Raw genomic sequence first — 16,472 nt, forward strand, 5'->3', positions numbered from 1 at the left:
AGTCGTTATGAGCAATAAGGTCATCCTTGTTGTTCTAGATGGACTGAACTATCAGGTAGCCCGTGATTGCATGGGCTACCTCAATGGTCTTCTAGAACAAAGTCGTTCCCAACAAGAAACTCGCGCAACGCTTTATCCTGTGCAGTGTGAGTTGCCCTCAATGTCTCGCCCACTTTATGAGTGCATTTTAACGGGCGTTCGCCCTGTAGAAAGCGGCATCGTAAACAACAATATCGTTCGTCTATCCAAACACGATTCCATTTTCAGTTTGGCAAAAGCCCAAGGCAAAGTGACCGCTGCGGCTGCCTACCACTGGGTCAGTGAGCTTTATAATCGCGCGCCATTTGAACCTGTTCGCGATCGTTTCACGCATGATGAAACCCTGAATATCCAACACGGCTGCTTTTACCATTGGGATCATTATCCTGATGAAGCCTTGTTCCTGGATGCAGAGTATTTACGTCGCAACTATCAACCTGATTTTTTACTGATCCATCCGATGAATATCGACGATACAGGACATAAGTTTGGCCTAGACTCTCGCCAATACCGCAATTGTGCGCGAGGTGCAGACATTATTCTTTCCAACTACATCAAACAATGGCTTGCTGATGGGTATCAAATCATTGTGACCAGCGATCATGGCATGAACAACGATCTTTCTCACGGTGGGATTTTACCTGAAGAGCGAGAAGTTCCCCTGTTTGTCATTGGTGATAAGTTTACCCATCAAGATTGTCATATTAAGCAAACTGATATTTGTGGCACCGTTTGTCAATTGCTAAACCTTGACCACACCAAGCCATACACTCAGGAATTGTTAGCACTATGAGCAGTTCTGTCCTCTCCCCAAGCTCTAGCGAATCACGCTCAAATTTGGCAAGTACTTGGTTAAAGCGCTTTAAGCCAGCCGTTTGGTTGGCGCCTTTCGCGCTGTTTTTCTACCTATTTCAACTTGCACCTATGATTTGGGTATTGTTAAACAGCTTTATCTACGATGACGAGCTTGCCTTCGATAACTACATTGAAGTGCTCGACTCCGCCTTTATGATGCAGGCGTTTGGCAACAGTTTGTGGTTAGCTGTATGGTCGAGCATTTTTGGCTTAGCCATTGCGACTCTGTTGGTCTCTTCTCTACGCAGAGTCGATTCTAAAGTCCGCGACGGTGTGATTGCGTTTACGAACATGAGCAGCAACTTTGCAGGCGTACCTCTGTCATTCGCTTTTATTATTATTTTGGGCACCAATGGGGCGATTACCCTTTTGCTCAAGCAGTATGGCTTACTCGGTGATTTCGACCTTTATGGTAAATGGGGCCTGCTGGCCATTTACATCTACTTCCAAATCCCGCTGGCGGTGTTGTTGCTCTACCCTGCGTTCGACGCGTTGAGTGATGATTGGCAAGCAGCTGCTGCGCTACTGGGAGCCAAAACATCACAGTATTGGGCGAAAATCGCGCTGCCAGTGCTCTCACCGGCCTTATTCGGTACCTTTATTATCTTAATAGCCAACGCAATCGGCGCATATGCGAGTGTTTATGCGTTGACCTCCGGTAACTATAACGTCATCACAATTCGAATTGCGAGTCTGGTATCGGGAGACCTGTTCCTTGAACCTAATCTCGCCGCTGCAATTTCGGTGATTCTAATGGCGTTACTTGCCTTTATCACAGTGATTAACCAATGGCTCATTTCGAAAAGCTATGCAGGTAGGAAGTAGTCATGCACAACGTTAATACTCGATTCCATAAAACGGTGGTTTATTCCATTGTTGGGATCATGCTCATCCCGATTTTAGCGACCTTTGTCTATTCGCTTTCATCACGCTGGGGCGCCACGGTGCTTCCGGATGGCTTCACTTTTGATTGGTACGTTAAATTGCTGACCGACCCACGCTTTTTGCAAGCATTTGGGCGTTCGCTGTTTATTTGTATTGCTTCGCTAACCCTCAGTGTGATTCTGGTTCTGCCAGCGATATTCGTGGTGTTTTACTACTTTCCGAAGCTCGATAAGCTCATGAACGTACTAATTTTGCTACCATTCGCTGTACCACCAGTGGTGTCATCCGTCGGCTTGCTTCAACTTTATGCTGACAGTGAAATATCTCTTATCGGTACCCCTTGGATTTTAATAGGCACTTATTTCACCATCGCGTTACCGTTCATGTATCGTGCGATTTCCAATAGCTTCGAAGCAATTAACCTTAATGATTTAATGGACGCGGCACACTTGCTAGGGGCAAGCACAACCAAAGCGTTTTTGATGGTCATTTTACCTAACCTCAAAAAAGGGCTGATGGCATCGCTTTTCCTTTCATTTTCATTTCTATTGGGAGAGTTTGTGTTCGCCAATATTTTAGTCGGCACACGTTATGAAACCCTGCAAATCTACTTGTATAACATGCGTCAGACGAGCGGCCACTTTACGTCTGCCTTAGTGATGACCTACTTCCTATTTATTTTTTTACTGACTTGGTTGGCAAGTCGTTTCAGCCGAGGAGTCAAACAATGAGCTACGTAACAGCGAAAAATCTGACTAAACGTTTTGGTGATAACACCGTATTTGAGGACATTCACTTTAACATCGAGCAAGGTGAATTCATTACGCTTTTGGGCCCTAGCGGTTGTGGTAAATCGACGCTACTTCGCAGCCTTGCAGGGCTTAACCCTGTCGATGGCGGCGAGATTTGGGTAAACGGAGAAGATATCACACATCAAGTCCCGCAAGAGCGTGGTATTGGGATGGTCTTTCAATCGTATGCGCTGTTTCCCAATATGACCATTGAAGGCAACATTGCATTTGGCTTAAAAATGAAAAAGCTTGCGAATGATGATATTCGACGTGAAGTGGCTAAAGTCATTAAACTGGTGGATCTGGCAGGTAAAGAAAGACACTATCCGCATCAACTTTCTGGCGGTCAGCGCCAGCGTGTCGCACTCGCCCGAGCGTTGGTGGTGAAACCTCGCATATTATTGCTTGATGAGCCACTTTCTGCGCTTGATGCCAAAATCCGCAAACATCTTCGTCAGCAAATCCGAGATATTCAGAAAGAGATGAATCTCACCACTATCTTCGTAACTCATGACCAAGAAGAGGCGATGATTATGTCTGATCGTATCTTCCTAATGAGTAAAGGGGAAATTGTTCAAGCAGGAACACCTGAAGAAATTTATACTCATCCTGCTAACGAGTTTGTGGCCGGTTTCATGGGACACTACAACCTTGTAGAGGCCAATAAAGCCAAGCAACTCTTCAACATTGATACCGAATGGAAAGTAGCGATTCGCCCAGAGTCTATATATGTAAAAGAGCAAGGTCGTCAATATGATAGCCACATCTCAGCGCCACAAGTAGGTACGATCACCAACCACCAGCTTCTAGGTAATGTTATTCGCTATCAAGTGAACGTTGAAGAGTGTGAGCTCACTGTTGACTTGCTTAACCGCTCTTCAGAACGCTTACTAGCGAATGGCAGCCAACTAGAGCTACTCTTTAACCTAAACGAAATTCAACCAGTGAGAGCCTAAACATGTCCAAGCCTTTGTATGTTTTTGATATGGATGAAACCCTAATAAACGCTGACTGCGCAATGATTTGGAACGAGTTTATGGTTGAGAGAGGCATCGCGACTGATCCTTTATTTATTAAGGAAGATCAGCGTCTAATGGCCTTGTACTCTGAAGGCAAAATGGACATGGAAGATTACCTAGCGTTCTCCATGAAGCCACTAGAAAACATGCCGATTGAAGAAGTAAACGCCTTGGTTGAAGAATGTGTTGAAAGCCATATTCTGGCTAAACAGTTTCCTCAAGCCAAAACCCTGATTGAGCAACTGTCTCGTGATGGTATAGATATGGTTATCATCTCTGCCAGCGTCACTTTTTTGGTGGAAGCCGTTGGTCGCCGTCTTAATATTCCAACCGCACTCGGAATTGATTTAATCGAGAAAGACAACTGTTATACCGCTGAAATCGAGGGTATCCCGAGTTATCGTGAAGGCAAAGTCACGCGATTAAAACAGTGGCTAGAAAATCAGCCTGAGCCTTATTCCGAAATCCATTTCTATACTGATTCAATCAACGATTTACCGCTTTGTGAATACGCGAACTACGCTTGTCTAGTAAATCCATGCCCACAACTAAAAGAACACGCCAACAGACCGAATTGGAGTGTGTTAAGTTGGGGGTGATCTAGCCTCACAAGACCGTTCTTCCTAAGTAAATACTTTTCTATTTGTTCAAAGAGCAGTTCTTTCTGCTCTTTTTTACTTCTCTTCATCACAAATTAATCACTTGATTAAATACTGATTAATTTTTCACATGTCGCATGAGAAATCAGCGTCTTATAATTAATCAAATGTTTAATATTTTGAGAGAAGATTGTGACGGAAGCGCATCGAAGGGCGGGAAGACCCACAGATAATATCGACGCACGGGAAAAACTGATTTTCCACGCGCGCGAACTCTTCACCATTATGGCTTATGACAAGGTCTCTACTCGCCTAGTCGCGCAGAAAGCAGGCGTGAACGTGGCGATGATTCGTTACTACTTTGGCAACAAAGAAGGCTTGTTCGAGACCATGTTGCGCGAAACACTGTCACCGATGCAAAAGCAGATGCAGACGTTGGTATCCAACAGTAACGAGCAAAACTTTCTCGATCTAATGCGCACCTACTACCGCGAAATGATCAAGGTACCACAGTTCCCACGCTTAGTTGCCCAAGTTATGAATATGCCCCCATCGGAAACCCAACGCAAACTGCTCGAAAAAGTCTTCGCAGATATCAGCAAACCAATGCAAGGCGTGATCTTTGATAAGTTGATCGACAGTGGCGTTTTACGAAAAGAAGCCGACCCTCAACTTTGTCGCGTCTCTTACATCAGCTTGATGGTGTTTCCTTTTATGGCACCACCAGCACTGCTCGCCATTCATGGCATTGAACTTTCAGAAGCCTTCTTGAACCGATTATTCGAACACAACATACAACTGATGAAACATGGATTTTTAGACTCGGGCGACCAATATGAAGATAAATAAAAAGCTGCTGTTCTTTCCTGCTCTTGCGGTGGGGGTCGTCATTCTGTTTTTGGCGATTAGCCTCAAACCAGATTTGCCCGTAAAACCCGCAGGAGATCGTGCACGGTTGGTCGAGACGATTCCACTTGAGCTCAAAGCCATTGCTCCAGTAGCCATAGGGTTTGGCAAGATCGCCCCAAAAGTGGAATGGAAAGCGATAGCCGAAGTGACGGGTAAAGTGGTCTACCGCCATCCGCAACTGGAAAAAGGACAAGTGCTGCAAGCAGGGACAGAAATCTTGCGAATCGACCCACTCGATTACGAACTGAAACTGGTTCAAGCTCAAGCCGATCTCAAATCTGCTCAAACCTCTCTGGCTAAGCTGAACCAAGAAGAAGCGAATCTCAAAAGCACACTCAAGATAGAAGCCAACCGTCTGGTTATCGCCAACAAAGAGTTAGACCGTAAACAAAACCTACGTAAGAAAGGCTTAACCTCGCAATCGGATGTAGATCAGCAAGAGCAAAGCGCGCTCTCTCAACGTAAGTTAGTACTGGATATTGAAAATCAAATTGGTTTGATGCCGGATGAGAAACGAGTCGCGGAAGCTCTAGTTAAAGTTAATGCATCAAAAGTGGACGAAGCGAAACGCTCACTTGATAAAACCATTATCACCCTTCCTTACGACTTGCGTATTGCAGAAGTCGAAATTGAGCAAAACCAAGTGGTTAATCTACAACAGACCATGGTGACAGGACATGGTATTGATGTCATGGAAGTGGAAGCTCAGCTTTCCATTCATGACATGCAAACTTTGGCGGCGAGCATCGGTGAGTTTGTCCGCGATGAATCTGGTATTCCACAACCTGATATGAATGCGATTCATGCCAACATTGAACTCAGCAGCGGTAACCTCTCTGCAAGCTGGCCTGCGAAAGTTGCACGCATCAGTGAAACGGTTGATCCAAGCCAAGCGACTGCCGGTGTGATTCTGGAAATTGAACAAGACTACCGTGCATTAAACCCAACGTCTGCGCCTCCATTGGTGAACGGCATGTTTGTGCGAGCCTTAATTGAGGGGCAAGAGAACCCGAGTTGGGTCATCCCAGAGCGTGCGCTTCATGGCGATAAGATTTACCTGATGGGAGATGACAATCGTCTGCAAGTCGTGACGGTTGAAGTGTTATATCGTCGCAATAACCAAGTGGTGATCGATGGTGAACTAGAGCAAGGTCAGAAGCTGATTATCAACGATTTGCTGCCTGCGATTAACGGCATGCTATTGAAAGAGTCACCTGAACAGTCAGAAACGGCTATTGAGGAGTCTGATTCATGATCCGATTCTTCGCCAAGCATCCAACAGCAGCCAACTTGCTGATGCTAACGCTGCTGATATTGGGGATTTCTTCACTTTCCACGATTAAGCGTGAAACTTTTCCTGAGTTTGATCCGCCCTACATCCTAGCTGGTGTGGTTTACCCCGGCGCTTCCCCTCAAGAGGTAGAAGAGAGCATCTGTATCCGAATGGAAGATGCTGTCGATGGCCTTGCCAACATTAAAGAAACTCAGTGTGAAGCGATTGAAGGCTCTGCGCGTCTTATCTTAAAACTGAATGAAGAAGCCGACATCGGCCGCATGCTGGTTGATGTTCAAACTCAGATCAATTCGATAAACGACTTCCCACAAGAGATTGAATCTCCTGTGGTCCAAGAGCTCGATTGGAACGAGCCAGTTGTGGATGTCGCGATCACCGCAGATACCACATGGCCAGCGCTAAAAGCGTATGCCGAACAGCTTAAACGCACGTTAAAAATCGATTACGATGTCTCTTTGGTTGAAGTTGCAGGCTTCTCTGACCACCAATACCGAGTAGAGTTAGATACTCAAGCCATTCGCCAACTTGGCTTGAGTGTGGGTGATATTGCGGAGCAGATTGGCCGTCAAAACGTCAAGTTGCCAAGTGGTAATGTCGAAACGCCAGATAAGAACTTTCTGATCCGCTTTGACGAACGACGCGTGACGCCGGAAGAGCTTGAGACTATCGTCGTGGGCTCTGGTACAAATGGCTCAATCATCCGTCTAAGAGATATTGCGACGATTACCGACCGGTTTGAATTGGACGAACAGAAAGTCCTCTTCGACGGTCATCCGTCTGCCTTATTAAAAGTCAGCAAAAACAAAGAAGATGACGCACTGCGTATCAAGGAACGTGTTGCTCAATTTGTCGAAGAACAACAAGCTATCGCGCCAGACGGTGTGATGCTACAAATGACCAATGACCTTTCATCTGTGCTTTGGGATCGCCTGAACATGATGGTCAAAAACGGTTGGCAAGGTATCATTCTGGTTTTCGCCACCATGTGGTTGTTCTTTAGTTTTCGCTACTCTTTTTGGGTCGCAGCTGGTTTGCCCGTAGCCTTCTTAGGTGGCTTATTTTTGATGGCGCAACTTGGCCTGTCCATCAACATCATGTCTTTGGTCGGGTTACTCATGGCCATCGGTATCATGATGGATGATGCCATCGTTATTGCCGAATCGATTGCCGCTCACCTCGACCGAGGAGAAGAGATCGATGATGCCGTAACTAAAGGGGTGAAAAAGGTACTGCCGGGGGTGATTTCTTCCTTCCTAACCACGGTGTGTATTTTCGGTAGCTTGTTATTCCTGCAAGGTGAAATGGGGGCGGTACTTAAAGCGGTTCCTCAAGTTCTGATCCTCGTTTTGAGTTTGAGTTTGGTGGAAGCCTTCTTGATCCTACCTAACCACCTTTCTCATTCACTGCATAAACAAAAGCAAGAGCGAAAGACACCGAAGTTCAAACAAAAGCTGCTCGCTTCTTTTGAAAACTTCCGCAACACCACCTTGGTCAACGCAGTAGATAAAGTGGTCGAGTATCGCTATGCCTTTATGGGTGGCGTGGTTGCCTTGCTTCTTATCTCCGCGGCCACGTTAGTAGGTGGTTTACTCAAGTTCCAACCCTTCCCTGAATTGGATGGCGACATTGCAGAAGCGCGTATTATTCTTCCTCCGGGTTCTTCTCTGTCTCAAACGGAAGCTGTCGTCGATAAGATCGTCGCTTCCGCTCAAAAGCTAGATAAAGAATGGACAGAGAAAGTGGAAGACGGCAATCCATTGGTTCTACACATCACCAGTCAATTCAACGCTAACGCCGACGCGAATGAATCTGGCCCTCACATTGCCACGGTACGTCTGGATTTGCTGGGTGCAGAGAGTCGTAACACACTCATCGATGAATTTGTCGATGCATGGCGTGAAGACATTGGTGAACTTGCCGATCCTATCTCGCTGGTATTTAAACAACCGACCATGGGGCCGGGTGGACGAGCGATTGAAATTCGAGCGAAGCATGATGAACTGGATGCTCTCAAAGCCGCCTCTATCGACATTCAACAATACTTAAATGAGTTTGACGGTGTCCATGGCGTGTTGGATGACATGCGTATGGGTAAAGAAGAAGTCTTGGTAAAACTGCGTCCGGGCGCAGAAGCTTACGGGATTAACGGCCAACTCATCGCCAATCAATTGCGTGCAGCTTTCTTTGGCCAAACCGCAGACGAGATCCAAGTTGGGGTAGAAAACATTTCCATCGAAGTTCGCCTTGATAAAGCGCAAGCTGGTGACTTACAGCAATTGGCAAACTTCCCAATTATCTTGTCCGATGGAAGTCAAATTCCGCTCGCGACCATTGCTACTTTGGATTTCCAACGTAATTACGTAAGAATCCAGCGCATTGATGGCTTGCGCACCGTGAGCGTATTCGGCGATATCGACAATACGAAAGCCAACTCAACCACCATTATTCGTCAGTTCCAACAGGATGAGGCGCCAAAGCTTATGCAAAAGTATCCTGGTCTTCGCTTTGATTTTGAAGGTGAAGCCAAAGATACCGCTGAAACTGGCGCATCAATGGGTAAAGGCTTCTTGCTTGGTTTGTTTGGCGTGTTTGCGATTCTGAGTTACCAATTCCGCAGTTATTTGGAACCATTCGTCGTCATGCTTGCGATTCCCCTCGCTTTTATTGGCGTGGTATGGGGACACATCCTACTCGGTCACTCATTAAGTATGCCAAGTATGATGGGCTTCGTCTCATTAGCAGGGATTGTGGTGAATGACTCGATTCTGTTAGTTCAGTACATACGCCATCATGTGGATGAAGGGGATAATGTGCATGACTCGGTAGTCAAAGCCAGTCGGGAACGCTTTAGAGCAGTATTCCTAACATCAATGACCACTGCAGCAGGTTTGCTTCCGTTACTGACTGAAACCAGTTTGCAAGCACAGGTTATCCAACCACTGGTTATCTCCATCGTGTTTGGTATTTTCGCATCCACTCTGCTGGTGTTGTTTATGATCCCTGCTGCGTATGCCATTTTAGCTGACTTCGGCCTAGTCCATAAGCACGAAGAAATCTAAAACGACTGATAAGTAAACTTATCAAAATGAACAAGAGCGGCTTAGGTCGCTTTTTGTTCAATACCAATGCGTTAAAAAACACACAATCACTTAACAAACAGAGGGTTATTGTGTCTCATTAAGTGTGAATATGAACAGTTAAGGATTAAGTATGTTGAGTTTTATATAACCAAATCAAATAACCAACACAAGATTTATAATATGTTTTATTGTCAAAAACGGCATTTCACAGAGTAAAAATACACGTAGGCAACACATTCACAATTTAAACTCACGATAATGAAAACATTGATTGAAGAATTAACATTTTAACAATCATTACAACAATGTTAACTTTAGCCTCGTTGGTCGCGCTGGTGGTAAGCCTCTCACCAAGCCTATTGTCAGTTTTATATGGACGTTCGACCACCTCCAAAATGAATAGACACCCAATTTGGTGCCCTTTTTTCGCCCGTGAAGGTATTCTTCGCGGGCTTTTTTCTTTAAGTTAAGTATGAACGCTCTGGATCAACTTTTTTTGCCAACCTTTCGGATTTGGAGGTAGTATGCGAATCAATAAGCGGAGACAGTGCTAGCAACTCTAAAACATTTTTTTCAAAGATTTCATCCGCGTGTCTTACCCAATCTAAAAACTTTTTTTGAGCAAACATAGGCTCGATTTCATATAAAAATTCAATACTAAAGTAAAACTCATTTTTGATAGGCAAATTGTACACTCTTCGATAGTCTTTTTTATACTCCAAATTTCCTTCTACATATTTTGAAAATGTATTTTCACCAATCTTGATATCTTGGCATTTGATTGGAGGATAACCACGAAGAAACTCTCCTACAAGGAACTCTTCTTTCGCTCTCTTTTTTTCTTCGTTTATCGGGTCCATTCCCCAACGATGATTTGCATACGCAATGGCATCATTCATCAACTCTGTATGATCACCTTTTTGAGAACCGTCAGGTGACTCTACAGCATGATAAAAATCCACGTACTCTTTCTCTATAAATGAAGATAGTTGATTAACACTAGTAATATATTTATCTGAAGATTTAATCCTTAACCGAATATATAAGCTACCTTGTTTATTGATTGGTAATAGTGGATTTATTATTTTATTTTGAAAAGAGAAATAAATCGTGGCCAAGTTTATAAACTTTTCATGCCGCTCTACTTTTGAATCAATATTGAATCGTTGTAATTCAATAAAATCTTGGTATACATGACCTTCATATATATTGTTCGGACATTCAAATGATAGTACTAAGTCATCTATCTGGAACGCATTATGTAATAAATTAGAGAAATCCGGCTTTCCTCTAAAACCATCTTTACACATTTTAATAAAACTCATATGTCTATCTCTTATTCTTCAAATATGCATCAATACCTTTAAACGAGAGCCTGCAATATGAGTTCTAATTCAAGTAAAGGTAAGCCACATACTAAGGTATTATGAAGGTCAAAAAGGAGATCGGATCTTTTCAAAATTTTAAATATCTAACATCACCTCCACTTTACTGAAATCTACACTTTTAAAAGTTACATCCGCTCCATCCAGCAATAGCTCATCAAACACGCCAACTATTGATAATAGGCTTGAGGATCTGATCTCCACCCATGAAATGAGAAACAAAAAAGCCAGCCTTAAAAGGCTGGCAAGTAGAGCAACAAGGTCAGTGCTTACTGCTAACTAACACCGAACTCGTATTGGATTCATTTTCGTCTGTTAGTCTCTTTTATCGGCGTTTATGACTTGCTTGCTTTCTCTTTGTGGCACGTTACCTTTACTAACTGTTCTTGCTCATCTTTAATGTTTTTCACGATACGCTCATCACGTGCGTGAATGGCATCCATGTTCATTTGCTGAATATCTGCTATAGCTTCATGTTTCATTTCAGAAAAGTCCTGACGTAAATCTGAGCTCCACTCCTCTTTGTCTAAAGTGTTAGCAGCAGCGATTGGTGATGACATTACAGCAATAAGACTTAGAGTAGATAGAAATACGCTTTTCATAATAAGCTCCTTGAGGATTAGCAGTTAATTTTAATTACAATTCATATATTGCACATACGATGCCAACTTTTATTTTGTTATTTTTCAACAACTTAAATAAAACCTCATATTCAACGTTATCTTCGTCTGGTAAATTTCGCTAACCAAGTGTCAAATTAACCATGCGAATTTAAACATTAGAAACATACATATTAGAAATGCTTTGTCAGGCAGTTTTCTCATCAGATAATTACGTAACTGCCCACTAAAAAATCACTTTGAATCAAAATGCGGAAACAAAAAAGCAGCCCGAAGGCTGCTCCTAATCGTTAACATCAAGCTTGTTAACTCGATACGCTTGCTTCAACGCTCGACGTCACTGGCGACTTTCTGAAACGATTAATCAAACGATGGATAAACCTCTTAATCGATCTGAAAATATTTTTAATATCTTCAAGCATTAAATACAAACAAGGCACCAACACTAAAGTCAGAACCGTTGCGTACAACACCGCAAAGCCCAAAGCGACAGCCATCGGTATGACAAAACGCGCCTGCAAACTCGTTTCAAACATTATCGGCAATACACCCGCAAACGTCGTTATTGAGGTGAGCGTGATAGCTCGAAAACGAGCACAACCCGCCTCAACAACCGCTTGTTTGATGTTCATACCCTTTTCTCTCACTTGGTTTACGTAATCTGTCATAACCAGAGAGTCGTTGATAACCACGCCAGCAGCGGCGATCAAACCAAATGTCGACATCATACTGATGTCTAAACCTAGCCAGAAATGGCCCCAAATCGCCCCCGTCAGACTAAACGGAATGACGGACATTACAATCAAAGGTTGGGTATAACTTTTTAACGGTACAGCTAACAAGATGTAGACGATGATCATGCCTGCAATAAAGAACAAAATCTGTTCATTACGCTGCGCAGCCTGCTCTTCAATATCACCGCCCAATTCTGTTTTCACAGTTGGGAAGGCTTGCTTCATGTCCGGTAAGATATTGTCGTCGATAACTTTCACGACTTCTTGAGGTTCAACCAACTCTTCATCTATAGAGCCATAGACATAAACGGTTTGATAACCGCCTTCACGTCGAATGGTACTCACACCCGGTTGCTCGTTGATCTTCACCACATCACCAAGCATGACCTTTTTGCCTGCTGGTGTGGTAATCACAGCGTAACGCAGTGATGAGAAGGCTTCACGCGTCAGTTGCGGGTAACGCACCATAACCTTAATTTCTTCGCCATCACGAATAATGCGCTGCGCTTCACCACCGTAGAAACTGCCACCTACTTGCTCTGCGATCATCGTGAGATCCAAGCCCAAATCATAAGCAACAGGGGCAAGCGATAGCAGTACCTCTTTACTACCGGAATCAATAGACGAAGAAATATCGTACAAACCTTCTTCTTGCTGTAAACGCTCTATCAAGTAACGCCCAGCCTCGTTGAGCTCATTGATGTTAGAACCAAACAACAAGTAACCAAACTCATCTCTGTCACCACCACCCGCACTCTGCTCGCGGATTTTGATGCTCTTCATACCTGGAATAACAGGCATAGCTTCACGCCAACGTCGAGCCAGTTCAAATGTATTGAACGGGCGTAACTCTTCATCAACCAGAGGTACTAATACACGACCTTCGGTGCGGCTTCTGTTGTACGACAGCACATCACGAATCATTCCTTGACCATGTTCCGCAATGGTCTCAGATTCGATCTTTTGCATGACACGTTCAATAGTCTTGAGTGCACTGATTGTCTGCTCACTTGAAACGGTATCATTCATTTCAATAGTGATCGCAGGATAGTCGGTCGGCACTTTAGGGTTAGGGATCACCCGAACATAATTCGCGTTGATCAAAGCCGCGCTGATCAGCAGTAAACCACAGAACACCGCAAACACTGTCCAGCGCCAATGGGTGCATGTTGTTACAAAGTTACGATATGGACCATTTACAAAACCAAAAAAACGTTGGTTAAATCGGTCACGCCAGCCACCTGGTTTAACTGGCTTAAAATGAGTATGCGCAAGGTGTGCAGGAAGGATCAGCTTCGATTCAATCAAACTGAAGATCAAACAAAGAATCACGACCCCCGCGATACCATAAAAGAAGGCACTATCAATACCGCTAGACAACAAGAAAGGGGCAAACACAGCAATTGTGGTTAACACACCGAAAGTGGCTGGTGTGGCAACACGTTTTACACCACGAACCACGTTTTCGACGCCACCACCTTTTTCTTCAATTTCGCTGTAAGCGCTCTCTCCCATCACGATGGCGTCATCAACTACAATACCGAGCACCATAATGAAAGCGAACAGCGAGACGATGTTCACTGTAATACCCAAAGCTGGCATCATCATCACCGCACCAAGGAAACACACTGGTAAGCCGATCATTACCCACATAGCCAAGCGGAAACGTAGGAAAATGGTCAGCATAATCGCGACTAATGCAGCGCCTTGCAGCAAGTTTTTCAACATCATGTCGAGACGCCCATTTAAATAATAAGTCGTATCAACTAAGACTTTGAGCTTAACATCCTGCGGCAATGTCTTGTTTTTTGCTTCAATATAGTTACGAACGGACTGTGCAACAGGGATAATGTTCTGGTCACGAGTTGCTTCAACAGACATGTAGATCGCATTTTGCCCTGAGTATTCAAAATAGCGCTCTTCTTCCGTAAAGCCATCTTTTATCGTGGCAATATCTTGCAACAGAACCTTTGCTCCATTTGCGCCAAGCTTTACTGGAATATTTCTAAACTCATCACCACGGTAGTATTGGTTTTCAATCCTTACTGCAATCATCCCTGAATTTGTTTTTACTTCGCCCGCAGAAAAGTTAGCTGAATAACGGCTGATCGCGCTGCTGATATCGCTCAACGTAAGGTCGTATTTACGAAGAACAAGTGGGTCAACTTCGATCGCTATTTCTTCTTCTGGCGCACTCAGATACACCAGCATGACGTTTTCTAACTGAAGTAATTCATCTTCGATTTGCTTAGCAAGCGGTTTAAGCTCCTCGAGCGGTCGGTCCCCAACTAACCCCATTTCGATTACATCTTGGCGCCATTCAACTTGGTAGACATTGATTGGTTCCATACCCGCTGGTAAGTTAGACAAGGTATCAATACGTTGGTTTACATCATCTAAGACACGCTTGATATCGGCATTAACGTCTACCTCGATGGAAACATACGCGCTACCTCTAGAGGCCGTTGAGACTGCTTTTTTAATCCCGGTGACGTCTTTAATCGATTCCTCGACCTTAACGAGAATACTCTCTTCTATCTCTTGAGGAGAAGCGCCAGGATAAGTCGCACGAACATCAATGTAGTTCACCTCAATATTCGGAAACATCTGCCTTTGAATAAAGAGAAAACTCACCACACCCATGATAATGATGAACACCATCAAAAGGTTGGCAGCGACGGGGTTATTCGCAAAATAGGCAATCAAGCCCTTTTGTTTAATATCTTCCATGACAAACTCCTACTTACTGTACGACGGTTTCGGAGTCGTCACTCTTTTTTGCGATTTGTACCGCCATGCCTTTTTGAGGGTACTCGGGCAAGGTCAGTACCAACTTATCACTTTGCTCTAAACCTTCGCCCACCAGCAAAAACTCACCTTCTGCTCTCAAAACCGTGACAGTTCTGGGTTGAAGTTGATTATCGCCATTCACTACCCACACGGTACGATTTTTTACTAATTCCTGTGGTAAGCGGTAGATATGCTTAAGTTCCTTACCAGTGAAGCTCACTTCAACGTAGGAGCCGAATTTAATTGGAGGCTGCTGGTTATCGACACCGTATGGGTCCACGATTTGAATGACCATGTTAATCATTCGGGTAGCGCTATCAATCATGCCTAAATCACGAACTACTCGACCTTCTCTAGTGGTAGAAAACACACCTTGCTGCGTCACTGTCGCAGTGAGTTCACCAATGGATTCGGGTAAAAATGCACTATCAAAACCGGCAATGGGTACGTGCACCTCTGCCACTTCGATGTTGTTTAACGTGGCAACTCGAGAACCAGATGTAACAAATTGACCAACACCAATATCACGCTCAACAACCAGCGCATCGTAAGGTGCAACGACTTTGCAATTTTCTAACTCTCTTTTTGCTCGTTTGAGTGCCGCTTGAGCCGACTTCACTTGGGCTTGTGCGCTCAAAACGTGAGGTTTGCGTAAATACAGATCCGTCACTTGCTTATCGCTCAGTCTCTTTGCCTGACGTTTTGCCACTTCGGCTTTCGCTTGTTCCTCAATCAAGTTTGCGCGTGCACTAGCTAAATCGGCTTCAGCTTGTAGAACCGACGCTTCATAGTTGTCACTTTCAATTGTGAAAAGAACCTCTCCTCGTTTCACGATGCCACCCGTTACAAAATTCGGGTGCCAACTTATCACTTCACCACTGACTTGCGCGGAAAGGTGTGTTTTTTCAAAAGGGACTAATTCACCGTGACTGGTAATCACCACTTTGTGATCAGTAGGAAAAAGAGAAGAAGCCTGAACAGTAGGTTCTGTAATTGCATCTTTGGTTGACTCTTTTTCCGGCGCAGTTGCGGCAATTGCAGCATATCCTGCATAAGAGCCTCCAACGACGACGAAGGGTAAAAGCCAACGTAATATGGGTTTTGCTAACATCGAAAATCCTTTTTTATTGTTGTTTTCAACACCACACTTTTATTCAGTCCATTGCTCCCGGTAAGCATGGTGGTGAGAGAATTGAATTTGAATAAACATCAAAGCGGCGCTTGCCTAGTCTTTTAAGCAGCTAACTAGATAGTTATTGCCAATTCAAAGTTAATAAAATTAACAAAAAATTAACCAACTGCGCAAGTTGCTCTGACTTAACTTTTATTCTAAACAGCAAATGACATGCCAAGCATTTATTTATTAAAAATCATATGGTTATATAAAAATCATTATTTTATCCAGTGTGCTATTGGTCATAATCACCAGATATTAGTGATTATGACCAATACGGCCATAATGATAATTAAAA

The 16,472-nt window shown here is 43.9% G+C and carries 12 protein-coding genes; 8 read left to right on the plus strand and 4 right to left on the minus strand.

Annotation, left to right across the window (positions count from 1 at the left end; all coding sequences use genetic code 11):
• The first annotated feature begins 7 nt into the window (after positions 1-7).
• From R7E42_RS03450 to R7E42_RS03485, 8 genes are all read left to right on the plus strand, one after another.
• On the plus strand, positions 8-832 hold the full coding sequence (locus R7E42_RS03450; protein ID WP_053808073.1) for an alkaline phosphatase family protein: 825 nt from the start codon (positions 8-10) through the stop codon (positions 830-832).
• Complete coding sequence (locus R7E42_RS03455) at positions 829-1,719, plus strand: ABC transporter permease (RefSeq protein WP_318072346.1); 891 nt, start codon at positions 829-831, stop codon at positions 1,717-1,719. The genes R7E42_RS03450 and R7E42_RS03455 overlap by 4 nt, the downstream gene beginning before the upstream one ends.
• Before the next feature lie 2 nt (positions 1,720-1,721).
• Positions 1,722-2,510 (plus strand): ABC transporter permease, encoded by a 789-nt coding sequence (locus R7E42_RS03460; RefSeq protein WP_258686678.1) that lies wholly within the window; start codon positions 1,722-1,724, stop codon positions 2,508-2,510.
• Positions 2,507-3,526 (plus strand): ABC transporter ATP-binding protein, encoded by a 1,020-nt coding sequence (locus tag R7E42_RS03465; protein WP_318072347.1) that lies wholly within the window; start codon positions 2,507-2,509, stop codon positions 3,524-3,526. The genes R7E42_RS03460 and R7E42_RS03465 overlap by 4 nt, the downstream gene beginning before the upstream one ends.
• 2 nt (positions 3,527-3,528) lie before the next feature.
• A complete protein-coding gene (locus R7E42_RS03470) occupies positions 3,529-4,188 on the plus strand; it encodes an HAD family hydrolase (protein ID WP_318072348.1) in 660 nt (219 codons plus the stop codon).
• A gap of 192 nt (positions 4,189-4,380) precedes the next feature.
• Positions 4,381-5,037, plus strand: a complete 657-nt coding sequence (locus R7E42_RS03475; RefSeq protein ID WP_318072349.1) for a TetR/AcrR family transcriptional regulator — start codon at positions 4,381-4,383, stop codon at positions 5,035-5,037.
• Entirely contained in the window at positions 5,024-6,352 is a 1,329-nt protein-coding gene (locus R7E42_RS03480; RefSeq protein WP_318072350.1) for an HlyD family secretion protein, read from the plus strand. The genes R7E42_RS03475 and R7E42_RS03480 overlap by 14 nt, the downstream gene beginning before the upstream one ends.
• Positions 6,349-9,450: an efflux RND transporter permease subunit gene (locus R7E42_RS03485; RefSeq protein ID WP_318072351.1), complete on the plus strand. Its 3,102-nt coding sequence runs from the start codon at positions 6,349-6,351 to the stop codon at positions 9,448-9,450. Before R7E42_RS03480 ends, R7E42_RS03485 begins: the two co-directional genes overlap by 4 nt.
• A 482-nt stretch (positions 9,451-9,932) precedes the next feature.
• Here the strand turns inward: R7E42_RS03485 and R7E42_RS03490 are convergent, their stop codons facing one another.
• From R7E42_RS03490 to R7E42_RS03505, 4 genes are all read right to left on the minus strand, one after another.
• Entirely contained in the window at positions 9,933-10,796 is an 864-nt protein-coding gene (locus R7E42_RS03490) for a DNAase (RefSeq protein ID WP_318072352.1), read from the minus strand.
• Positions 10,797-11,191: 395 nt separating this feature from the next.
• A complete protein-coding gene (locus tag R7E42_RS03495) occupies positions 11,192-11,458 on the minus strand; it encodes a hypothetical protein (protein ID WP_005373876.1) in 267 nt (88 codons plus the stop codon).
• Between the two features lie 323 nt (positions 11,459-11,781).
• The gene (locus tag R7E42_RS03500; RefSeq protein ID WP_262666480.1) at positions 11,782-14,940 is read right to left on the minus strand and encodes an efflux RND transporter permease subunit; all 3,159 of its coding nucleotides are present in this window, start codon (positions 14,938-14,940) and stop codon (positions 11,782-11,784) included.
• Positions 14,941-14,953: 13 nt separating this feature from the next.
• Positions 14,954-16,111 carry an efflux RND transporter periplasmic adaptor subunit gene (locus tag R7E42_RS03505; RefSeq protein WP_318072353.1) on the minus strand — a complete coding sequence of 386 codons (1,158 nt, stop codon included), beginning with the start codon at positions 16,109-16,111 and terminating at the stop codon, positions 14,954-14,956.
• Positions 16,112-16,472: the final 361 nt, after the last annotated feature.

Source organism: Vibrio sp. Vb1337 (assembly GCF_033338715.1).
Lineage (GTDB): Bacteria > Pseudomonadota > Gammaproteobacteria > Enterobacterales > Vibrionaceae > Vibrio > Vibrio alginolyticus.

Coding starts and splice junctions, on each gene's coding strand:
- R7E42_RS03450 (WP_053808073.1), top strand. CDS start 8: ATGAGCAATAAGGTCATCCTTGTTGTTCTAGATGGACTGAACTATCAG.
- R7E42_RS03455 (WP_318072346.1), top strand. CDS start 829: ATGAGCAGTTCTGTCCTCTCCCCAAGCTCTAGCGAATCACGCTCAAAT.
- R7E42_RS03460 (WP_258686678.1), top strand. CDS start 1,722: ATGCACAACGTTAATACTCGATTCCATAAAACGGTGGTTTATTCCATT.
- R7E42_RS03465 (WP_318072347.1), top strand. CDS start 2,507: ATGAGCTACGTAACAGCGAAAAATCTGACTAAACGTTTTGGTGATAAC.
- R7E42_RS03470 (WP_318072348.1), top strand. CDS start 3,529: ATGTCCAAGCCTTTGTATGTTTTTGATATGGATGAAACCCTAATAAAC.
- R7E42_RS03480 (WP_318072350.1), top strand. CDS start 5,024: ATGAAGATAAATAAAAAGCTGCTGTTCTTTCCTGCTCTTGCGGTGGGG.
- R7E42_RS03485 (WP_318072351.1), top strand. CDS start 6,349: ATGATCCGATTCTTCGCCAAGCATCCAACAGCAGCCAACTTGCTGATG.
- R7E42_RS03490 (WP_318072352.1), bottom strand. CDS start 10,796: ATGAGTTTTATTAAAATGTGTAAAGATGGTTTTAGAGGAAAGCCGGAT.
- R7E42_RS03495 (WP_005373876.1), bottom strand. CDS start 11,458: ATGAAAAGCGTATTTCTATCTACTCTAAGTCTTATTGCTGTAATGTCA.
- R7E42_RS03500 (WP_262666480.1), bottom strand. CDS start 14,940: ATGGAAGATATTAAACAAAAGGGCTTGATTGCCTATTTTGCGAATAAC.
- R7E42_RS03505 (WP_318072353.1), bottom strand. CDS start 16,111: ATGTTAGCAAAACCCATATTACGTTGGCTTTTACCCTTCGTCGTCGTT.